The 21,176-nt window shown below is 70.6% G+C and carries 22 protein-coding genes; 17 read left to right on the top strand and 5 right to left on the bottom strand.

Annotated elements, in window-relative coordinates; all coding sequences use genetic code 11:
* The first annotated feature begins 10 nt into the window (after positions 1-10).
* The 5 genes from ACZ470_RS34030 (at position 11) to ACZ470_RS34010 (ending at position 4,405) form a co-directional block, all read left to right on the top strand.
* Positions 11-355, top strand: a complete 345-nt coding sequence (locus tag ACZ470_RS34030; RefSeq protein WP_468433577.1) for an OsmC family protein — start codon at positions 11-13, stop codon at positions 353-355.
* 166 nt (positions 356-521) lie between these two features.
* Positions 522-2,222, top strand: a complete 1,701-nt coding sequence (locus ACZ470_RS34025; RefSeq protein WP_468433630.1) for an L-aspartate oxidase — start codon at positions 522-524, stop codon at positions 2,220-2,222.
* Positions 2,223-2,328: 106 nt separating this feature from the next.
* A complete protein-coding gene (locus ACZ470_RS34020) occupies positions 2,329-3,075 on the top strand; it encodes an SDR family oxidoreductase (protein WP_468433575.1) in 747 nt (248 codons plus the stop codon).
* Between the two features lie 160 nt (positions 3,076-3,235).
* Positions 3,236-3,412, top strand: a complete 177-nt coding sequence (locus ACZ470_RS34015) for a hypothetical protein (RefSeq protein WP_468433574.1) — start codon at positions 3,236-3,238, stop codon at positions 3,410-3,412.
* A gap of 150 nt (positions 3,413-3,562) precedes the next feature.
* Positions 3,563-4,405, top strand: a complete 843-nt coding sequence (locus ACZ470_RS34010; RefSeq protein ID WP_468433572.1) for a sigma factor — start codon at positions 3,563-3,565, stop codon at positions 4,403-4,405.
* An 80-nt stretch (positions 4,406-4,485) separates the two neighbouring features.
* On the opposite strand, the gene ACZ470_RS34005 is transcribed toward ACZ470_RS34010, so the two are convergent.
* Both ACZ470_RS34005 and murQ read right to left on the bottom strand, forming a co-directional pair.
* On the bottom strand, positions 4,486-6,003 hold the full coding sequence (locus ACZ470_RS34005) for a PTS transporter subunit EIIC (RefSeq protein WP_468433570.1): 1,518 nt from the start codon (positions 6,001-6,003) through the stop codon (positions 4,486-4,488).
* Positions 6,004-6,041: 38 nt separating this feature from the next.
* Positions 6,042-6,992, bottom strand: coding sequence for an N-acetylmuramic acid 6-phosphate etherase (murQ, locus tag ACZ470_RS34000; protein WP_468433568.1), 951 nt, complete (start codon positions 6,990-6,992; stop codon positions 6,042-6,044).
* A gap of 214 nt (positions 6,993-7,206) precedes the next feature.
* Here murQ and ACZ470_RS33995 point away from each other — a divergent pair, with 214 nt between their 5' ends.
* Positions 7,207-7,680 (top strand): carboxymuconolactone decarboxylase family protein, encoded by a 474-nt coding sequence (locus ACZ470_RS33995; protein ID WP_468433566.1) that lies wholly within the window; start codon positions 7,207-7,209, stop codon positions 7,678-7,680.
* 125 nt (positions 7,681-7,805) lie between these two features.
* On the opposite strand, the gene ACZ470_RS33990 is transcribed toward ACZ470_RS33995, so the two are convergent.
* On the bottom strand, positions 7,806-8,192 hold the full coding sequence (locus ACZ470_RS33990) for a cupin domain-containing protein (protein ID WP_468433628.1): 387 nt from the start codon (positions 8,190-8,192) through the stop codon (positions 7,806-7,808).
* 160 nt (positions 8,193-8,352) lie between these two features.
* A complete protein-coding gene (locus ACZ470_RS33985; RefSeq protein WP_468433564.1) occupies positions 8,353-8,613 on the bottom strand; it encodes a WhiB family transcriptional regulator in 261 nt (86 codons plus the stop codon).
* A gap of 204 nt (positions 8,614-8,817) precedes the next feature.
* Between ACZ470_RS33985 and ACZ470_RS33980 the strand changes: the two genes are divergently transcribed.
* The 3 genes from ACZ470_RS33980 to ACZ470_RS33970 all read left to right on the top strand — a co-directional run bounded on the left by ACZ470_RS33980 (position 8,818) and on the right by ACZ470_RS33970 (position 12,102).
* Entirely contained in the window at positions 8,818-10,020 is a 1,203-nt protein-coding gene (locus tag ACZ470_RS33980) for a globin domain-containing protein (protein ID WP_468433562.1), read from the top strand.
* Positions 10,021-10,137: 117 nt separating this feature from the next.
* Positions 10,138-10,650, top strand: coding sequence for a hypothetical protein (locus ACZ470_RS33975; protein ID WP_468433561.1), 513 nt, complete (start codon positions 10,138-10,140; stop codon positions 10,648-10,650).
* Between the two features lie 246 nt (positions 10,651-10,896).
* A complete protein-coding gene (locus ACZ470_RS33970) occupies positions 10,897-12,102 on the top strand; it encodes a serine hydrolase domain-containing protein (protein ID WP_468433559.1) in 1,206 nt (401 codons plus the stop codon).
* 75 nt (positions 12,103-12,177) lie between these two features.
* Here the strand turns inward: ACZ470_RS33970 and ACZ470_RS33965 are convergent, their stop codons facing one another.
* Positions 12,178-13,161 carry an Acg family FMN-binding oxidoreductase gene (locus tag ACZ470_RS33965; RefSeq protein WP_468433558.1) on the bottom strand — a complete coding sequence of 328 codons (984 nt, stop codon included), beginning with the start codon at positions 13,159-13,161 and terminating at the stop codon, positions 12,178-12,180.
* Between the two features lie 250 nt (positions 13,162-13,411).
* Between ACZ470_RS33965 and ACZ470_RS33960 the strand changes: the two genes are divergently transcribed.
* From ACZ470_RS33960 to ACZ470_RS33925, 8 genes are all read left to right on the top strand, one after another.
* On the top strand, positions 13,412-14,692 hold the full coding sequence (locus ACZ470_RS33960) for a low temperature requirement protein A (protein ID WP_468433556.1): 1,281 nt from the start codon (positions 13,412-13,414) through the stop codon (positions 14,690-14,692).
* A 393-nt stretch (positions 14,693-15,085) separates the two neighbouring features.
* Entirely contained in the window at positions 15,086-16,291 is a 1,206-nt protein-coding gene (locus ACZ470_RS33955) for an ATP-binding protein (protein WP_468433554.1), read from the top strand.
* Positions 16,288-16,689: a roadblock/LC7 domain-containing protein gene (locus tag ACZ470_RS33950; protein ID WP_004921409.1), complete on the top strand. Its 402-nt coding sequence runs from the start codon at positions 16,288-16,290 to the stop codon at positions 16,687-16,689. The genes ACZ470_RS33955 and ACZ470_RS33950 overlap by 4 nt, the downstream gene beginning before the upstream one ends.
* Entirely contained in the window at positions 16,686-17,060 is a 375-nt protein-coding gene (locus tag ACZ470_RS33945; protein ID WP_468433552.1) for a DUF742 domain-containing protein, read from the top strand. Before ACZ470_RS33950 ends, ACZ470_RS33945 begins: the two co-directional genes overlap by 4 nt.
* The gene (locus ACZ470_RS33940) at positions 17,035-17,637 is read left to right on the top strand and encodes a GTP-binding protein (protein ID WP_468433551.1); all 603 of its coding nucleotides are present in this window, start codon (positions 17,035-17,037) and stop codon (positions 17,635-17,637) included. Before ACZ470_RS33945 ends, ACZ470_RS33940 begins: the two co-directional genes overlap by 26 nt.
* 58 nt (positions 17,638-17,695) lie before the next feature.
* The gene (locus tag ACZ470_RS33935; protein WP_468433549.1) at positions 17,696-19,027 is read left to right on the top strand and encodes a cytochrome P450 family protein; all 1,332 of its coding nucleotides are present in this window, start codon (positions 17,696-17,698) and stop codon (positions 19,025-19,027) included.
* Between the two features lie 103 nt (positions 19,028-19,130).
* Positions 19,131-20,396 (top strand): cytochrome P450, encoded by a 1,266-nt coding sequence (locus ACZ470_RS33930; RefSeq protein ID WP_468433547.1) that lies wholly within the window; start codon positions 19,131-19,133, stop codon positions 20,394-20,396.
* Positions 20,393-21,175 carry an enoyl-CoA hydratase/isomerase family protein gene (locus ACZ470_RS33925; RefSeq protein WP_468433546.1) on the top strand — a complete coding sequence of 261 codons (783 nt, stop codon included), beginning with the start codon at positions 20,393-20,395 and terminating at the stop codon, positions 21,173-21,175. Before ACZ470_RS33930 ends, ACZ470_RS33925 begins: the two co-directional genes overlap by 4 nt.
* Position 21,176 lies beyond the last annotated feature (1 nt).

Here is a 21,176-nt window from a genome sequence, read left to right as displayed (position 1 = left end):
CCGCCGCCCCTTGTCACACAAGGGGCGTCCGCCCGCGGAACTCGGCGGGGACGGCCACGGGACCAATCCGGAGCAGTTGTTCGCCGCGGGCTTCGCGGCGTGCTTCCACCGGGCGTTGAGCCTGGTGGCGCGGCAGGAAGAACTCGATCCCGCCGACATCTCCGTGGCGTTCGGCCCGGATCCGGCGGACGGCGGCCATCTCCTCCGCGTCGACCTGGTGGTCGGGTGGCGGGGCGCCGACCCCGAGATCGCCGAGCCGCTGCTGGAGCCAGCGGACTCGCTGTGCCCCTGCGCCAAGATGGCCGTCCGGGGCACACCGACGACCATCACACTCGCGCCCCGGGCAGTGTCATAAGGCTGTCACACGCGAGTGGGCGCCCGCCGTCTCGGGACGTGGAGGTCGGGAATCACACGTCCTCCTGGCGGCGGGTGTCACAACGGCCTCGGTCATCCGGTCGTCAGGGGTGAACCCCTCAACGATCGGAGCAATCGTGGCTGCCACCGAACAACGTCTCTCCACCATGGTGCTGGTGATCGGCACCGGCGGAGCCGGCCTGCGGGCGTCGATCGAGCTGGCCGAGGCCGGCGTGGACGTCCTCGCCGTCGGCAAGCGCCCCAAGGAGGACGCCCACACCTCGCTCGCCGCCGGCGGGATCAACGCGGCCCTGGCCACGATGGACCCCGAGGACAGCTGGCAGCAGCACGCGGCGGACACGCTCAAGGAGAGCTACCTGCTAGGCGACCCCCGCACCGCCGAGATGGTCACCCGGGGCGCCGCGCTCGGCATCGACGACCTGGAGCGCTACGGCATGGCCTTCGCCCGGGAGGAGGACGGCCGTATCTCGCAGCGCTTCTTCGGCGCGCACAAGTTCCGGCGCACCGCCTTCGCCGGCGACTACACCGGGCTGGAGATCCAGCGCACGCTCATCAGGCGGGCGGAGCAGCTCGACATCCCGGTGCTCGACGGCGTGTACATCACCCGGATCCTGACGCACGAGGGCGCCGTGTTCGGCGCGTACGGGTTCGACCTCACGGACGGTACGCGCTACCTCATCCACGCCGACGCCGTGATCCTCGCGGCGGGCGGTCACACCCGGATCTGGCGGCGCACGTCGTCGCGGCGCGACGAGAACACCGGTGACTCCTTCCGGCTCGCCGTGGAGGCCGGGGCCCGGCTGCGCGACCCGGAACTGGTCCAGTTCCACCCCTCGGGCATCATCGAGCCGGAGAACGCGGCCGGCACGCTGGTCAGCGAGGCCGCACGCGGCGAGGGCGGCATCCTGCGCAACGCGCTCGGCGAGCGGTACATGAACCGCTACGACCCCGAGCGCATGGAGCTGTCCACCCGTGACCGGGTCGCCCTGGCCTCCTACACGGAGATCAAGGAGGGCCGCGGCACGGAGAAGGGCGGGGTGTGGCTCGACGTCTCCCACCTGCCCCGGCAGACGATCATGAACCGGCTCCCCCGGGTCTACCAGACGCTGCTGGACCTCCAGATGCTGGACATCACCCGTGACCCGATCGAGGTCGCGCCGACGGCGCACTACTCGATGGGCGGGGTCTGGGTCCGCCCGGAGGACCACAGCACCGACGTCCGCGGCCTGTACGCCATCGGTGAGGCGTCGAGCGGGCTGCACGGCGCCAACCGTCTCGGCGGCAACAGCCTCATCGAGCTGCTGGTGTACGGCCGGATCACCGGGCAGGCGGCCGCCGCCTACTCGGAGTCGCTGACCGCGCAGCCGCGATCGGCGTCGGCGGTGGCACAGGCCCGGGCCGAGGTCGACGACCTGCTCGCCGCCGACGGTCCGGAGAACGTCCGGGCGTTGCAGCGGGCGATCCGCAACACCATGACGGAGCACGCAGGCGTCGTACGGGACGAGGAGAGCCTGCGCACCGGGCTGGCGGAGCTCACCGCGATCGAGAAGCGGATGGAGGACGTCGGGGTCCACCCCGACATCGCCGGCTTCCAGGATCTCGCGCACGCCTTCGACCTCAAGTCCGCCGCGCTCGCCGCCCGGGCCACGCTCGAAGCGGCACTCGAACGCCGGGAGACCCGCGGCTGCCACAACCGCAGCGACTTCCCGGAAATGGACCCGGCGCTGCGGGTCAATCTCGTCTGGTCGCCGACGACCGGCGTCACCCGCGAAAGCATTTCCCCCATTCCGGGCGAGATCGCCTCCCTGATGGAGGACGTCTCGACCGAAGGAAAGCTCGCCGAGTGATCCGGGAAAAGAAATTCCAGGATTCCCCCGGACGCCTGTCACACATGCGGTCCTCGTCCGGTCATTCCCAGTGCAGACACCGAAACATCCGAGAGGAAACCCCGTCATGAAGGTCGTAGTCATCGGCGGTACCGGGCTCATCGGCTCGAAGCTCGTCGAAAAGCTCAACGCGCATGGCCACGAGGCGGTGCCGGCCGCGCCGAACACCGGCGTCAACACGCTGACCGGTGAGGGGCTGGCCGAGGTGCTGCGGGGCGCCTCCGTCGTGGTCGACGTGTCCAACTCGCCCTCGTTCGCCGACGACGCCGTGATGGAGTTCTTCCACACTTCGACCACCAACCTCCTCAAGGCGGAGGCGGAGGCCGGCGTGACCCATCACGTGGCGCTCTCGGTGGTCGGCACCGATCGGCTCCAGGAGAGCGGCTACTTCCGTGCCAAGCAGGCGCAGGAGGAGCTGATCAAGCAGTCCGGGATCGCGTACTCGATCGTCCACGCCACGCAGTTCTTCGAGTTCATGAAGGGTATCGCCGAGGCGGCGACCGAGGGCGACACCGTGCGTCTCGCCCCGGTCGGGATCCAGCCCATCCACTCCGACGACGTGGCCGCCGCCGTGGGCCGTACGGCCGTCGGCACGCCCGTCAACGGCGTGGTGGAGGTCGCCGGCCCCGAGGCGTTCCAGCTGGACGAGCTCATCCGCGAGGGCCTCGCCGCCAAGAACGACCCGCGCACGGTCGTGACGGACCCGCACGCCCGGTACTTCGGCGCGGAGCTGCGGGAGGACACCCTGCTGCCCGGTCCCGACGCGCGCATCGCCGAGACCCGCTTCTCCGACTGGCTCGCGCAGCAGCAGTGACGTGCGCCGGGGGCGGCCCCGAGACGGAATATCGGTTCGCATTCCGGCCCCCTGCGCACGCCGTGATGTCGAATGCGCGGGGGAAATCCGGCTCCTTCGAAGGGCTCCTCGAAATCGACGGATCCCTGCCCGCCCCGGACCACGAGAAGGACGTGTGACGATGTCAGCCACCGAAGACCGCGGAACCGTCGGCGCCGCCGTCGTGTCCCTGATGGCCGAGGCCACCGAACTCGAGGCCCGGGTCACCGAGATCCGGCGTGCGCTCGCGGAGCTCGACGAGCACATGCGGGCGGTGTCGGCCACGCTTCGGCTGATGTCCCGGTCGACGGCACCCTGAGAGCCGCGGCGAACCGTCTTCCCCCGCCTCCCACGGCTGCCCCGCCGGCACTCCGCCGGCGGGGCCGTCGTCGTTGGTCCGGGTCCGATGTCACAAGATCCACGTCCGGTGACCGGGCGGTGTGGGGTCGGATGAGAGGAAGGTAGCGGTATGGACCGTGCCGATGACGGCGTGCCGATCGCGGAGTTGCTCGACGAGCGGCGGCATCTGCTGGATGTCGCGTACTGGATGCTGGGCAGCGGCCGTGACGCCGAGAGCGTCGTGGACGAGGCCTACCGGCGCTGGTACGAGCTGTCCGACGGCGAGCGGAGGCGGGTCGGCGTGCCGCGCTCCTGGCTGACGAGGGTCGTCGGCGGCATCTGCCTGTCCCGGCTCGCGCTGCCCGAGTGGGACAGGTCCCGCTCGGAGCCGCGCAGGATGCTGGAGGAGGAGGTCAGCGGCGTTCTGCTGAACGCGCTGGATTCCCTGTCGCCGACAGAACGGGCCGCGTTCGTGCTCAACGACGTCTTCGGGATGGCTCCGGGAGCGGTCGCCGACATCGTCGGGCAGACCGAGCCCGAGTGCGCCGAGCCGGCCGAACGGGCCCGCGACAGTCTGCGGGCCCGCCGCGCGCGGCCCACGACGCCGCGGCAGCACGACGCGGTGGCCGGCGCCGTGCGGCGGGCCTGTGCCACGGGGGACGAGGAACTCCTCGCGTCCCTGCTGGCGCCCGACGCGACGGCCTTCTTCGACGGTGGTGGCAAGGTCCGGGCGCTGGTCAGGCCGGTGCACGGCAACACCCTGGTCGCCCGCAGCCTGCTGAGACTGCTGGCCCGCCGCCCGCGGACCACCCTGGACGCCCATTCCGTCAACGGACGTACGGGTCTCGTGGTCCGCTACGACCGCCGAGTGGCCGCGGTCATCGGTCTCGACGTCTCCGGTCACCACGTCGTACAGGTGTGGGTCGTCCTCAACCCCGACAAGCTCCGCTCCTGGAACCCCGGGCGTCCGTGACACCTTGTGCCCGCCTTGTGCCCGCCCCTCCTGCGAGGGGCGGGCGGAGTCGTCGTACGGGGTGGTCCCGCGGCCGTCGGTCAGACCTTCTCGGCGACCCGCTCGGCGGGCACGGGCCTGTCCTCCGTCGCGGCGGCGGGCGGCGCGTTGAGCTCCGTGAGCATGGTCTTCGTGAACCCGAAGTAGTAGGTCGCGAGGAAGCCCGCCACGTAACCGACGACCAGTCCGGCGGCGTAGACGGCGATCGTGCGGCCCAGGCCGTGGTTGCCGTCGAGGAGGGGGAAGAGCGCCCAGCCCGAGGGGCCGATCGCGGTCGAACCGACGTCCGTGCCCAGCTGGTTGAAGAGGCCGACGAACGCGCCGCCGAAGGCGCCGCCCGTGCAGGCCGTGATGAACGGGCGCCCCAGGGGCAGCGACACGCCGTAGATGAGGGGCTCCCCCACACCGAGGAACCCGGGCCAGAGCGCGGACTTGATGGTGGTCCGGATCGGGGTGTTGTGGGGCAGCCGGAGGTGGATGGCGATCGCCGCGCCGACCTGTCCCGCGCCCGCCATCGCCAGGATCGGCAGCAGGACGGTGAAGCCGGCCCCTTCGATGAGGGTCGTGTGAATGGGGATCAGTGCCTGGTGCAGACCCAGCATGACCAACGGCAGGAACAGTCCGCCGAGGAGGAACCCGGCGCCCGCGCCGCCGTGCGACAGCAGCCAGTCGGCGGCGTCACCGATCCAGGTGGACACCTCTCCGGCGAGGAACATCAGACCGAACAGCGTGGCCAGTCCGGCCACCAGCACCGTGACGGTGGGTGTCACCAGGACGTCGAGGGCCTCGGGGACCCGGCGCCGGCACCACTTCTCGACCTGCACCCCGAGCCACGCGGCGCCCAGGGCGCCCAGCACACCGCCCTGTCCCGGGGAGAGATGCTGGCCGAACGCCTCGACGTTGGCCACTCCGGCGTAGACGATGATCGACGCGACGGCGCCGCCCAGGATGGGCGTACCGCCGAACTCCTTGGCGGTGTTGTAGCCGACGAAGACGGCGATCAGTGCCATGAACCCGGACGCCATGGCGGCCAGGGCCGGGGTGACTCCCGGCAGCCACTGCAGGTTGATCAGCAGGCCGTTGAGGCCGGCGATGATGCCGCAGCCGATGAGCGCGGGGATCAGTGGCACGAAGATGTTCGCGATCCGGCGCAGGAACAGCTTGAACGGCGTGGAGTTCTTCGCCTTCCGCTCGGCCCGGAGCGCGGCGCCCTGCGCCGCGAGCTCCTCGGCGGTCACCGGCTCGGCCCCGGGCTCCGGTGCGGCGGGCGCGGCGGCGTCCGTCGGGGCCGCGGCCCTCTCCGCTTCGACCAGCGCCTCGAACTCCGGGGTGACCCGCGCCACCGTCCCGGGGCCCAGCACGATCTGGTAGGTGTCGTCCTCGACGACCCCCATGACCGCCGGAAGTGCCTTGAGTCGCTCGTCCTGGACGAGGGACCGGTCGTGCAGCCCCAGCCTGAGGCGGGTCATGCAGTGGGCCACCGACGTCACGTTCTGCGCGCCTCCGACCAGGGGGAGGATGGCGGCAGCGGTGGCGTGATGCTTGTTCTCTTCGCTCATGGTGCGGTCATGCCTTGCTGTGAGTTGCGGCTGTTGCGTCAGGCAGCTGCGGCTTCGAGGGCTCTGCGCAGGTGTCCGTGGGCGTCCTGGAGCAGGCGGGCCGCGGTCGGTGCGTCCACGGATGCCAACAGGGTGAGGATGGTGTTCTTGACCTCGCCGTCGTTGTCGGCGAGTGCCGTCTCGATGGAGTCGTCGGGGGCCTGGGTGGCGAGGGCGACGATCCGGTGGGCGCGTGCCCTGAGCTTGTCGTTGGAGGCGCGGACGTCGACCATCAGGTTCCCGTAGGTCTTGCCCAGTCTGATCATGGTGATCGTGGAGAGCATGTTCAGCACCAGCTTCTGGGCGGTGCCTGCCTTGAGCCGGGTCGAGCCGGTCAGGGTCTCGGGACCCACCACCACCTCGATGCCGTGCTCGGCGGCCGCCGCGAGCGCGCTGTCCGCGTTGCAGGCCAGCCCGATGGTGAGGGCACCGCGCGAGCGGGCGTGGCGCACCGCCTCGACGGCGTAGGGGGTGCGTCCGGAGGCCGAGATCCCGACCACCACGTCGTCGCCGGTCAGGTTCAGGGCGTCCAGGTCCCGGCGGGCGGCCTCCTCGGAGTCCTCCGCGCCCTCGACGGCCGTGACCAGGGCGGCGGGGCCGCCCGCGATGAGGCCCACGACCTGGGACGGGTCGGTGTTGAAGGTGGGCGGGCACTCGGAGGCGTCGAGGATGCCGAGCCGGCCGGCCGTTCCCGCGCCGGCGTAGACGAGCCGGCCGCCGCGGGCCATCCGTTCGGCGACGGCGTCGATCGCGGTGGCGATCGCGGGGAGTTGTGCCGCGACGGCCGTGGTGACGGTCGCGTCCTCGGCGTTCATGAAGCGGGCGATGTCGAGGGTGGGCAGGCGGTCGATGTCCGCCAGCTCGGGGCGGTACGCCTCCGTGGTCATCGTGGCCAACTGCTCACGCAACCGGCCGTTCCCCACGGCGTCTGCGGCGGGCACGAGGTTCATGCCTCCTCCGGTTTCGAAATTTTCTTTCTGGTACGTCACTTGAGGCTGAAAGATATTTTCAGCGCCCGCACCCGTCAAGTGCCGGAAAGTGACAGGCCGGTCACGGGAGCCCGGCGCCGAACGATGAGACGCACGTCACATCCATGGGTGTCACACGTCGCATGGTCGTTCCGGTCATCAGGGTGTAACCGCACTACGGAGGATGGCTCACACCATGGACGCTCGTATCAACCTCTTCGGCAACGCCCTCGCGGGCAAGGTGCTCAAGCACATCAACACGGCGAACAAGGTGGTGCACGACTCGACACTGCCGGTCGCCACCCAGGAACTGGTGAAGATCCGCGCGAGCCAGATCAACGGCTGCGGCTTCTGCACCGACATGCACACCAAGGACGCCGCCGCCGGGGGCGAGACCCAGCAGCGCCTCAACCTGGTGGCCGCGTGGCGCGAGGCCACGGTCTTCACCGACGCCGAGCGCGCCGCTCTGGAGCTGGCCGAGCAGGGCACCCGCATCGCGGACGCCGCGGGCGGTGTCACCGACGAGGCGTGGGCGAACGCGGCCAAGCACTACGACGAGGACCAGCTCGCCGCGCTGATCTCGCTGATCGCCATCATCAACGCCTACAACCGCATCAACGTCATCAACCAGCAGCCCGCCGGCGACTACCAGCCCGGCCAGTTCGGCTGATCCGCCCTGCCGGGCACCTGTCGGTCCGGTGAGGGCGAACCAGCCCCAGGACAGTGAACCGGCCCCCGTCCCCTCCGCTGCCGGAGGGGACGGGGGCCGGTGGTCTCGCGGGGACCCGCCACGGCTCAGCCGGTGGGGCGCGGGGCGCGCAGATGGGCCCGCCGGGACAGTTCCTCCTCGTCGACCAGTTCGAGCATGGGCTTGCCCGGCGCGCACATCATGGTCACCACGAACCGGGTGCGCGCGTCGGTCAGCGCGTTGCCGTCCTGGTAGTGGATGACGTCGCCGCCGGGCTCCCAGAACGTCCCGCCGGCCTCCACCACACGCTCGGGCTCGCCCTCGAGTTCGAAGCGGACGGCGCCCTCGACGACGTAGCCGAACGCCGGGCCCGAGTGACGGTGGGGAGGGGTTCCGGGGTCGCCGGGCTCCCACTCGACCTCGATGGTCATCGCCGACGCGCCCTCGGGGACGGTGATCGGCGAGGCGTCCTGGATCATCCGGGCCGCCTTCATCCAGCTCGCCTGCTCGCCCTGCTCACCGGCGCCGTGCATGTGTCCTGCGTGCTTGTCCGACACTGTGTCGCACCTTCCGTGGATCCACCATGGTGTCTTTCCGTGTTGACCGGGTGCGGCGCGGATCTGTGACAGCGGCCCGGCCCACGGGGGGTGCCGATCACGCCGGGGCGGCCGTGGTCCCGGAAGTGCGGGCCAGTCGGCGTCTCATGGCGCGGCGCTCGCCTTCGGTGGTGCCGCCCCATATCCCCTCGACGGGCTCGGCCCCGAGGGCCCGGACCAGGCATTCCTCGATGACGGGGCAGCCATGGCACACCGTCTTCGCCGCGTCGATCTGCAGCAGCGTCGGGCCACTGTTGCCGATGGGAAAGAACAGGTCCGGGTCCGCGTCCCGGCAGCTCGCCTTCTCACGCCAGTCCACGGCCGGCCCTCCTCGTCCGCACGCATCACGGTCCTACGCATGAGAGACCGGTCGCTCCGCTCAGGTGTGACAGGGGAGCCGAGGCGAGGCACGGGAGAGTCGTGCAGATCACACTCTTTTAAATAGGAATCTGAGATACCAATTAACTAGCATGCCGTTGTGCGATCAACGAAGCACGTTAGTACTCCCTGAAGGAGCCACAGGATGCTCTCCAGCCAGTCGGTCCCGGTCGTCCGCGCCACGCTGCCCGTCGTCGGGGCCTCCCTCGGCCGCATCACCGAGCTGTTCTACCGCCGCATGTTCGAGGAGCGCCCGGAGCTGTTGCGCACGCTCTTCAACCGTGCGAACCAGGCCAGCGGCACACAGCGTGAAGCCCTCGCCGGGGCGGTCGCGGCCTTCGCCACCACACTGGTCGAGCGGCCCGGTGAGCGTCCGGACGCCATACTCGGACGCATCGCGCACAAGCACGCCTCCCTGGGCATCACATCCGACCAGTACACCCTGGTGGGACGGCACCTGATGGGGGCGGTCGGCGAGGTGCTCGGGGACGCCGTCACCCCTGAGGTGGCTGCCGCCTGGGACGAGGTGTACTGGCTCATGGCCAACGCGCTGATCGCCATGGAGGCACGGCTGTACGCCGGGGCGGGCGTCGAGGACGGCGCCGTCTGGCAGGACATGGAGATCGCCGACCGCGTCGAGGAGTCGATCGACGCCGCCTCCTTCGAACTGCGCCGGGCCGACGGCGAGCCCACCGAGCCGTTCGCCCCCGGCCAGTACGTCAGCGTCCGGGTCGAGCTCCCCGACGGCGCCCGGCAGATACGCCAGTACAGCCTCTCCACCGCCCCGGGCCGCAAGACCTGGCGGATCACCGTGAAGCGGGAGCGCTCCGCCGACGGCCGGGCACCCGAGGGGGAGGTGTCGTCCTGGCTGCACGCCCATGCCCGCCCGGGCGTCACCCTGGAGGTCTCCCGCCCCTTCGGCGACCTCGTGCTTCCCGGGGGCGACAGCCCGCTGCTGCTGGCCTCCGCCGGCATCGGCGTCACCCCGATGCTGTCGATGCTGGACCATCTCGTCGACACCTCGGCCGAGCGTCACGTCACCGTCCTCCACGCCGACCGCTCCCCCGCCCACCACGCACACCGTCTGGAGATGGAGGAACTCGTCGGCCGGCTTCCGAACGCCGCACTGCACCTGTGGTACGAGTCGCCGGAGGAGCCGCTGACGCCCCACGTCCGCGCCGGCCGGGCGGACGTGACCGGGCTGACGCTGCGGGACGGTGTCAGCGCCTTCCTGTGCGGCCCGCTGCCCTTCATGCAGGCCGTACGCGGCGACCTGCTCACCCAGGGGCTCAGCCCGAGGGACGTCCACTACGAGGTGTTCGGGCCCGACCTCTGGCTCAGCAAGTAGCGTCGCACGTACCGTCACACGATCGTCAGGGGCGACGACGCGGGGTTGTCCGGAGCTGACACGGTCCCCCGCGCGGGGATTATGATGCAGTGGGAAGGATTGAGAATAGGGGAACACATGGTCTCTGGGACCCGCGCGGCGCACAACATCGAGGTCACCGCTGAAAGCCTTCAGGAGGATCTGGACCGCCTGGAGATGCAGAAGCAGGCGCTGGAGAGGGAACTGGCCGCCGTCGTGGCCCACTTGGGCTCCGTTCAGCGGGCTCTCAGCGCCCTCCAGGTCCTCATGCGGGACCCGGCGGCCGGCGGGGCCCCGGCGGACACCGAGCCCTCCCCCGCGTCCACGTCCACGGACGTCACCACGAAGACTCCGGCCCAGGTCCGCCGTACCTCCGCCGCCCCCGCCGACACGGACGGGCAGAAGAAGTACGGCAAGCTCACCGAGCAGATCCTCGACTACTTCGCCACGGTGGGAGACGTGGACGTACGGGCCCGCGATGTGGCGGCGGCCCTCGGCCGTGACACCGACAGTGGGACCATCAACGCCGTACGCAGCACGCTCGACCGCCTCGTCGGCACCTCCCGCATCCTGCGCAGCGGCCGGGGTCTGTACCGCGCCAAGCGCTCCTGACTCTCTTCCCGCGGTTCCGCCAACAGTGTGATGCCTCCCGTCACACTGTCTTGAGCATTCCGTCGATTCGGACCGGCCCACCCGGGCGGCCCGGCATCGGCCGGGAGTACTGATCCGTGCACTACGATGCCTGCGGTGCCGCCCCGGTCCCCGGTGACTCATCCGACTTCCCTGCGGACAGGGGGAGTTGAGCCGATCCGGGGTCGTGGGGGCATCCCGATTCCCCCACAATCAGGAAAGATGCGGATGCGGATCAAAGATGTGAGCCTGGTGCTCGCCGGCTCCACCCTGATCGTCACTCTGGGGGCCTCCCCGGCCCTCGCCGACGGCTCCTCCCTTCCCGCCCCCGACCTCACCGCCGTGCGCACCGTGCACAACACGGCTCTCTCCCAAGGCGCTCCCGGAGCACTCACCCGGATCGACGAAGGCTTCACCCGGTACCACGTGGCCACCGGGGAGGCCGACACCGGCGCCCACACCGGCATGGACACCGGCCGCCGGTTCCGCGTGGGCAGCGTCAGCAAGACCTTCACCGCGGTGGTGCTGCTCCAACTCGCCGCCGAGGGACGCGTCGACCTCGACGCCCCGGCCAACCGCTACCTGCCCGTACCGCTGCCCGACGACCGCATCACCGTGCGGCACCTGCTCAGCCACCGCAGCGGGCTGTACGACTACACCAACGACATGTTCTACAACACCGTCCCCGGTTTCGAGGCGGTCCGGAACAAGGTCTTCAGCTACCAGGAGCTCATCGACCTGTCCACCGAGCGCCCCCTGAACAACGAACCGGGCGCCGCGTACAGCTACTCCAACACCAACTTCGTCGTGCTGGGGCAGCTCATCGAGCACCTCACCGGCACCCCCGTCGCCACCCAGTACCAGGAGCGCGTCTTCGCGCCACTGCGGCTGCGGAACACCTCCTACGTCCACCCCCGGACGGCCCTCTCGGGCTCCTACGCCCGCGGCTACCTCCGCCCGGACGACACCACCCTGCCGCTGGTCGACTCCACCGAACAGACCGCTTCCTGGGCCCAGTCCGCCGGAGCGGTCATCTCCAACGCGAAGGACCTCAACCGCTTCTTCTCCGCGCTGCTGTCCGGCGAACTCCTGCCCGCCGCGCAACTGGAGGAGATGACCACCATGGTCCCGGTCACCGCGGACGGAAAGCAGTCCTACGGGCTGGGCCTGCGGGCCCGGAAGCTCTCCTGCGGCACCACCGTCTACGGCCACACCGGCACCGTCCAGGGCTACTACACCTACGCCTTCACCACCAGTGACGGCACCCGCAGCATGACCTCCCTGGCGAACACCTCCAACAACGGAACCGTGAACGCCACCCTCGGCGGCACACTGGACGCCTCGTTCTGCGGCTCCGGCCCGGCCACCGTCAAGCCCACCGTCCCGGCCCGCGGCTTCGCCGAGGACATCGCTCCCCAGGTCACCCGCGACTGACCCGCCCCACGCCCGTGCCCCGGCCGCAGCACCCGTCCGGCCGGGGCACGGGCCGGTCCCAGCCCGTCGGACGGATCAGTTCGGGCGGGCGGCACCGGGCGGGTGAACCGGGGCGCGCGGGGTGGCCTTGGCCTCGGGGCCGTAGCCGAAGCGGATCAGCACCTGCGGGTGGCACCACCTGGTGCCGGGGACGCGCATGGCCTCCCTCAGGTCGGGCCATTCCATGGCCTGGTGGAGCAGTGAGGTCCGCACTCCGTGCGCGGTGACCACCAGCAGCGCCCGCTCCAGCGCCTGACCCGCCGCCAGCCAGTCGCGCGGGCGGTCGCCGACGGTCCACAGCAGGGCGACCTGGGCGTGCCGCTCGAAGCGCATCCGGGGCCGCCCCGGCACGGGCACCCGCCCGGTGAAGTCGCGCATCGGCATGCGCCCTGCGGCGTCCAGCGGGCGGGACGTGGTGAGCGGAATGCCGTACGGGCTCGAACCGGGCGGGGCGACCCAGGCGCGGCTCTCGGCCGTACGGGCCTCGTCCGTGCTGTTGCGCAGTTCGGCCGCCGACGTCACCCGCAGCAGCCGGCGCGTCTGGAGGATGTCCGGGACGTACAGGTGCGCTCCCTCGGCCCGTGCGGCGGCGGCCATGTCGGCGACGACCGGCTCGGGCACCGGGCGGCCGGTGAACGGCATCCGGCTGGAGTGGCGCCGTGCCACCGCCGGGTACAGCGCGCGGTAGGCCGGCGAGGGGTCCGTGGTGACCGTCAGTTGCACGGTGGCCAGCAGATCCGGATCGTCCGGGTGCGGCAGCAGGTGCGGTACGGGCTCCCAGCCCAGGTGGGCGGCGGCGGCCCGTAGGTTGAGGACGGCCGAGCCGGCGGACAGGTGCAGGGCGCGCCCGTGCGGGTCGGCCAGGGCCAGGGCCCGGCTGCGGTCGGCGTGGACGGTGACCGCGCGGCTGCCCAGGTCGAAGCCGAAGCGCCAGGGCTGGGTGTTGTGGATCGACGGCGCGGCCACGGCGGCGGCCAGCAACGTCTCCAGCGCGGTGGCGTCGATCTCCTCGGTCTGCACTGTGGCTCCTCGCTCTCCGGGGAACCTCCGGTGTGGAGGGGGCTGCCCGTGGTCTCCAGCGTCCGTCGCGGTGCTGCGGGGGGCGAGGGCCGTCCGTCCCATCGGCCCGCGCCGAGCGGCCCTGCGGCCCGCCGTGGCGGTGGGTGTTCAGGTGACCGGAACGTGATCGTCCTGCTCGGCCCGACCCGTTTCCGGAGCCACTGGAGCGGCCTGCTCCAGGGCCTGGGGCCCATGCGTCATCATGCTGCCCATGAGTGACGCCGAACACATCAGCCCGGTCGGCGGTGGCAGGCTGGCGCACAGCCGGAGGCCGATGACGGGCCGTGATCCGAACGAACGGGGCAGGGCCGCCACCCCTCTCGAGCTTCTGTTCGATCTGACCTTCGTGGTGGCCGTGGGCACCGCGGCGTCCCACTTCGCGGAGATGGTCGCGGAGGATCACGCCCTCGAGGCCGTCACCGCCTTCACCCTGGCGATGTTCGCGATCAGCGTCGCCTGGATCAGCTTCAGCTGGTTCGCCTCCGCGTTCGCCACCGACGACTGGCTCTACCGTGTGCTGACCATGGTGCAGATGATCGGTGTGGTGGTCTTCTCGCTGGGCCTGCCGGGGATGTTCCACTCGATCGAGGAGGGCGAGCACCTCGAACTGCGCGCCATGGTGATCGGGTACGTCGTGATGCGGGTCGCCATGGTGCTGCAATGGTGGCGTGCGGCCCGGGAGTCTCCCCCGTTCCATGTCGTGGGGATGCGGAACATCCGGTGGACCGTGCTGGTCCAACTCGGCTGGATCGCCGTCGGGTTCACGCATCCGACGCTCGGGGTGGCGTTCGTCGCGTTCGCCGTGCTGGGGGTCATGGAACTGGTGCTGCCGCTGCTCGCGCAGGGCCGCGCGGGCGGCACCCCCTGGCACCCGCACCACGTCGCGGAGCGGTACGGCCTGTTCGCGATCATCACGCTCGGCGAGTCGGTGGTCGGCACCGTCGCCTCGTCCGGTGATCTCCTGGGGGGCGAGGCCGGGACGGACTGGAGCGCGAACGCGGTCGCCGTCGTCGTCGCCGGTGTGGGGCTGACCTTCGGCATGTGGTGGGTGTACTTCTCCACTCCGTTCGGCGACATCCTGGTGCATCGCCGCAGCCGCGGGTATCTCTTCGGGTACGGCCACATCCCTCTGTTCATGGGCATCGCCGGAGCGGGCGCGGGGCTGCACGTGGCGGGCCTGTACATGGAGCACCACGCGAAGATCGGCGCCGTGGCCGTGGTGCTGTCGCTGGCCCTGCCGGTCGGCCTCTATCTGCTGATGGTCTATCTGCTGCACACCCTGCTGCTGTCCGCGGGAGACCGGTTCCATCTGCTGCTGATCTCCCTGACCCTCGCGGTGCTGGCCGCCGCGGTGCTCCTCGCCGCCGCCGGGGTGGGCACGGCGGTGTGCCTGCTGGTGGTGATGCTGGCCCCGTTCGTCACCGTGGCCGGCTTCGAGACGATCGGTCACCGTCACCAGCGGCGGATGCTGCGGGATCTCAGCACGGGCTGAGGCCCGCCCGGCGGTTCACAGCCGACCCCGGCGAGCCGCATGCGTGTCGTCGCCCCACGTTTCCGTGGTGTCCACGCGCACGGATGGGACATGTCGCGACAACGACACGAACTCCGCGACATCGGACCGCGGCGCGGTGTGTGGGTCTCGTGAGGGTCACCAAGTCCCGCCCGGAACCGGCGGGTTACCCCTACCGACCTGATAAGATCATCGAACTTTCAGTAGGCTGGCGGCGCGTCATGAACGCGTACGGGGGACAGTCTCTAAGGCCCCATCGCTGAGGAGTTGAGGCTTGGTCCGCCGCAGGCCCGCGCCGTTCCACGGCCCGGACCCGTCCCACGCATGCGCGGACCGTCCCGCACTCCCGGCGCGATGCGACTTGAAGAGAGTCTCATGACGTCATTGACCGGGGATCCACTGCTGTGGATCTTGATTGTGGTGCTCGTCGCTGCTGCGTTCGCAGTGCAGCGGGCCCGGAGAACCAATCTGGCGCTCCGAAGAACAAAGAAGGACCTGGAGACGGGACTGGGCAACGCCCAGGGCCGGATCGACCAGCTCCAGGGGCACATCGCCGCCCTGGACACGCAGCACCGCGGTGACCTCGCGGACGTGCGGGCGGACGCGGAGTCGGCGACCAAGGCCGTGCTGAAGTCGGCCATGGGCACGCTCCAGTCGCTCGCCGAGGAGCAGCAGCTGCTGCTGGACGGGCTGTTGAAGAAGTACGGCGACGACACCGAGGTGCTGGCCGATCTGATGTCGGTGGACCACACCGGCAGCCAGTTCAGCCGACGGGCCAAGGGCATCTCGGTGCTGTGCGGCGGCTGGCTGGGCCGGCGCGAGGGCGTGGCGACCGTCTACGACGTGGCTCGCAGCGCGCAGGGGCGCATCAAGGACTTCGACCGCGTGAGCATCCACGCGCAGGCGAGCGTCGGCGTCACCAGCAAGGCCGTGGAGCCGGTGGCGGTGGTGCTGGCCGAACTGCTGGACAACGCGACCACGTACAGCGCCCCGGGCACTCCGGTCGAGGTCAACATCCAGGCCGTGCCGACCGGTGTGTGCTTCATCGTCGACGACGCCGGTCTGGGCATGGACCAGGAGACCAAGGACCGGGCCGCGACGCTGCTGTCCGCCGACGGCCCCGTGGACATCACCGGTCTCGGCGACCCGCCCCGGTTCGGTTTCGCGGTGTGCGGCATGCTCGCCGCCCGCTACGGCTTCACGGTCTCGGTCGGTTCGGTGTCCCCCTACGGCGGAGTGCGCGCAGTGATCCGAGTACCGGAGAGCCTTCTGGCGGCCGAGTCCGTCGCGCCCGCGGAGCCCGTGAGGGAGACCGGCGACGCGGGGGCGGAGAGCGCGCCGCAGCGGCTGGCGCCCGTCCCGGTGGGACCGTCGCACGTGGTCGGCACGACCTCCGGCGGGCTGCCCAAGCGCCGCCGGCGTCAGGGGCCCATCTCGGTGGTGCCGGCCCCGGAGCCCGCCCTCGATGAGCAGACGTCCGAGTCGACCGGTGAGGTGACCGCGTCACGCCTGGGGGCGTTCGCGCGCGGAACCCAGCTCGGGCGGAACACGAACACCACGGAAGGACCTGACCACCAGTGAACACCGACCTGTCGTGGGTGCTGAACGACGTGCTCGAGGTGCGTGGAGCCCGCCACGCGGTCCTCGTCTCCGGTGACGGCCTGCTGTTGCAGCGTTCGGACGACATCTCACGCGACGACGCGGAGACCAACGCCGCCGCGATGAGCTCCATGCAGTCCCTGAGCCGGGCAGTCGCTGGCTTCGTCGGGGCCGGGCACGGCATCTGGAAGCAGACGCTGCTGGAGTACGACGGCGGCTGGATCTTCCTGATCGCCGCGGGACAGGGTGCCTACCTGGCGGTCTCGGCGGCGCTGGACGTCGACATGGAGGCCATGTCGTTCCGTATGCAGAAGACGGTGACGGCGCTGAGCAAGGCGATGAGCGTGGCGCCGCGCTCCGACCACGGCGGCGGCGCATGACGACGCCCGGCGAGGACGCACCCGTCACCAGTGACTTCGTCCGCTCCTACGTCATCACCGGCGGGCGGAGCCTGCCGTCCTCCGATGAACTGGCGCTGCACACCTTGGTCACCCTGGCTCCCGAGCGGACGCTTCCGCTGGGGGCCGGTCCCGAGGTCAGGGCGATCTGGGAGCTGTGCGCGGGTGGCTACCTGTCGGTCGCCGAGGTGGCGGGTCACCTCGGCCTGCCCGTAGGGGTGGCCCGGCTGCTGCTCACCGATTTATCGGAGCAGGGGCACCTGCTGCGCAGGGCCGAGCCGCCCCGGGCCCAGAACGTTGACAGAGCGACCCTCGAGAAGGTTCTGAATGGACTCCAATCCCTCATCGGCTGAGACGGCCCAGAAGTCCATCTACGTCTCCAGCGCGGTGACCAACGCCGCCAAGATCCTGGTCGTCGGGCATTTCGCCGTGGGCAAGACGACCTTCATCGGTTCGCTGTCGGAGATCACTCCGCTGCGCACCGAGGAGAAGATGACCCAGGCGTCCGTCCACATCGACGACCTCAGGGGGGTGGCGGACAAGACCACCACCACGGTGGCCCTGGACTTCGGCCGCCTCACCCTGAGCGACGACCTGGTGCTCTACCTCTTCGGCACCCCGGGACAGCAGCGCTTCATGCAGCTCTGGGAGGACATGGCCCGCGGCGCGCTCGGGGCACTGCTCCTCGTCGACCCGGCGCGACTGGAGGAGACCTTCCCCGTCATCGACCTCATCGAGCGGTACGGCCTGGAGTACGCCATCGCCGTCAACTGCTTCGACCCGGCCGCCACTTACGGCGAGGAGGAGGTGCGGGAGGCGCTCGACCTGCTCCCGGACACCCCCGTCGTCTACTGCGACGCCCGCGATCAGCAGTCCTCCGCCAAGGCGCTGATCGCGCTGGTGCGGCACCTGCTCGAGCGTGCCGCCTGACCTCCTCGTGTCCGCCCGGCCCGGGGACTTCGGTCCCCGGACCAGTAAGGAAGACTTCATGGATCCTCACTCCACGTCTGCGGCGACCGCCGGCAGATGCCCCATGCACGACGCGGGGTTCGCCACCGATCCCCACCAGGTGTACGACCGGTTGCGCGAACAGGCCCCGGCCGGTCCGGTCGAACTCGCTCCCGGTGTGGACGCCACCCTGGTCGTCGGGCACGAGATGGCGCTGCGGGTGCTTCAGAACACGGAGCTGTTCGCCCGTGACGCCCGCCGCTGGAAGGCCCTGAACGAGGGCCGCGTCGGCCTGGACAGCCCGGTGCTGCCGATGATGGCGTACCGGCCCAGCTGTCTGTTCACCGACGGCGCGGTGCACCTGCGGCTGCGCAAGGCCGTGGTGGACAGTCTGGCCCGGCTCAACACCACGCGGATCCGGCGTGACGTCGAGCCGATCGCCGACTACCTGATCGACCAGTTCAGCGAGCGCGGCCGGGCCGATCTGCTCAGCGACTACGCCAAGCTGCTGCCGCTGCTGCTGTTCAACAAGCTGTTCGGCTGCCCGGCGGACATCGGTGACACCATCACCACCTCCATGTCGGCGATCTTCGACGGCAGGGACGCGATCCGCGCCAACGAGGAGCTCACCGCCTGCCTCATGGAGCTGATCGCGCTCAAGCGGCGACAGCCCGGTGACGACGTCACCTCCTGGCTGATCCAGCACCCGGCCGGGCTGACCGACGAGGAGCTCAAGGACCAGCTGGTGCTGCTGATGGGTGCCGGCATCGAACCCGAGCGCAGCCTCATCAGCAGCACGCTGATGCTGCTGCTGTCCGGGTCGGGCGGCATGCTGATCGAGGAGGCGCTCGACCACGTGCTGTGGAACCAGACGCCGATCGCCAACTACGCCACCCACTACCCGGTGCAGGACGTCGATCTCGGCGGCCACGTGGCGGAGGCGAACACCCCGGTCGTCATCTCCTTCGCGGGCGCCAACGGCGACCCCGCGCTGGCGGAGGCCCGCCGCGCGCACAGCAAGGGCGCCCACCTGGCGTGGGGCGCGGGACCGCACGCCTGCCCCGCCAAGGACCCGGCGCAGGTCATCGCGACCACCGCGATCGAGCGGGTGCTCAACGCGCTGCCCGACCTCACCCTGGCCGTGCCGGAGAAGGAACTCGAGTGGCGGCCCGGGCCGTTCCACCGTGCCCTGGTCGCGCTGCCCGTGACGTTCAGTCCCACACCGGCCACCCGCACGGCGGCCGCGCTCCGGGACCGGACCTCGGCTCCGAGTGCTCAGCCCACGCCGGCGGCCGCGTCCGGGCCGGCCCGGCAGGACCCTGCGCGAAGGAAGGGGTTCTGGAGCAGCTTCCTGGACATCTTCCGTGTCTGATGGCACGGCATGTGACAGGTACAACACACAACGACACATGACGCAGGTGGGTGGAGGGGTAGGTTCCGGCGGTAACGGTAGCGTCCATCCGAAGGAGCTCCACGTGACCGCCGTTGGCGACATACGCGGGACGATCAACGACCGCCGAGCCGTCATCTCCCTCCTCCGTCACCTGCGTTCGGCCGAGGGCCAGGCCGACCCCCTCCCCGTGTGGGAGGGGCTACGCGCCCTGGGGGACGTGGTACGCGCCCCCTGGGGCGCGTACTTCGTCACCTCGTTCGAGGCATGCAGCCAGGTCCTGCGCGGCAGGAACTGGCTGGTGCCGGACTTCGCGTGGCAGGAGCGGCAGCCCGACCCGAGGCGCTGGCAGGAACTCGCCACCCAGGAGTTGACGGGCACCCTGTCCCGCATCAACGCCCCGACGCACACGTGTCAGCGCCGCGCCCTGGGCAACCCGTTCGACCGCGCCACCCTGGAGAGCATGCGTCCGCGGATCGCCGCGCTCGTCTCCGGTTTCCTGGACGACCTGGAGGAACGCCTGCGTGCCGAAGGGGAGGCCGACTTCGTCCGGACGGTCGCCGAACTCCTCCCCGTCCGTACGGTCGGTGAGTGGCTCAGGATCCCCGAGGAGCACCACGCGCACATCCTGGACTTCGCCCACCGGCAGGCCTACGCCCAGGAACTGCTGCCCACCAAGGAGGAACTGGCGCAGGCGGGCCGGGCCACCCTGGAGATGCGGGAGTTCTTCGGTGAACTGATCCGCGACCGGCGGGCGCACCCCGGCAACGATGTCCTCACCGGCTGGATCCATTACTGGGACGCCCAGTATCCGCACGACCCTGCCGCCGCGGCCCGGGTGATCTACCACCTGACCATGTTCATCACCATCGCGTCGCTGGAGACCAGCGCGGTGCTGCTGACCAACGCGGTGCGATTCGCGACCGAGGAGCCCGCCCGTGCGGACTGGCTGCGGGCCCACCCGGAGCACATCGAGGACCTGGTGGAGGAGACCCTGCGCTACGACCCCCCGGTCTGGCTCAACTCCCATGTGGCCGCCGACGACACCGTCCTCGCCGGCACGCCCATCGCCAAGGACACCACCGTCCACATCCTGTACGGTTCGGCGGCCCACGACCCCCGGTGCAACCCGGACCCGCATGTCTTCGACATCCTGCGCGGAGGCGGCCACATCACGTTCGGCAGCGGCCCCCACTACTGCCTCGGCGCGGCCCTCGCGCGCTTCGAGGCGCGCGAGATGGTCGCCCAGGTGCTGGAGCGCTTCCCCACCCTCCGGCCGGTCGGTCCCCCCACTTTTGACAACTCCCGCCTCGTCTTCCGCCGTATCACTTCACTGAAGGTGACGAAATGAACGCCCAGCCCCTCGCCGGACTCCCCGCCGACCGGATACTCAAGACCCTGCGCACCTACCGGCAGGGTCCTCTCCTCACCGTCGAACTGAACCTTCCCGAAGAGGGCAACGCCGTCGGCGACGCCATGCTGGACGACCTCCTCACCGTCCTCGACGACCAGGATCCCGCGGTACGGGTGCTGGTGCTGGCCGCCGCCGGGGAGGAGTTCTGCCTGGGCGGCGACCGGCGCGAGTTCCCCCGGCACCTCGCGGACGATCCCGCGGGTGGCGGCATCCGCGTCTCCGGTGCGAAGGCCCTGCGGGTGTGCGAGGCCCTCACCGCCAATCCGGCCGTCACCATCGCCCGTGTCCAGGGCAGGGCCGTCGGCGCCGGTGTCGGCCTCGTCCTCGCCTGCGATCTGCGCGTGGGCGTCGACACCGCCACCTTCCGGCTGCCCGAGCTCGCCCTGGGAGTGCCGCCCGCCTGGGGCGGGCTGCTCCCCCGTCTGATCAGTGAGGTGGGCGTGGCCCGTGTGCGCGAACTGATCCTCACCGCACGGGTCTTCGACGCCCAGGAGGCCCTCGGTCTGTCGGTCCTGCACAAGGTCGTGTCGCCGGACGCGCTCGACGCGGCCGTCATGGCCTGGGCCAAGCCCGTCCTGCGGCGGCCGGCCTCCGCCGTGCGGGTCACCAAGGCCATGCTCAACTCCCTCGCCGCCCCCACCCGGCTCGCCGATGTCTCGGTGTTCGATCCCGAACTGCTGACAGCGGTCCTCGTCGGACAGCAGCACGCACGCTGAC

This window comes from Streptomyces sp. NPDC031111 (assembly GCF_055570675.1).
The sequence above is the reverse complement of the archived record's forward strand: the minus strand, read 5'-3'. Positions and strand labels throughout refer to the sequence as shown.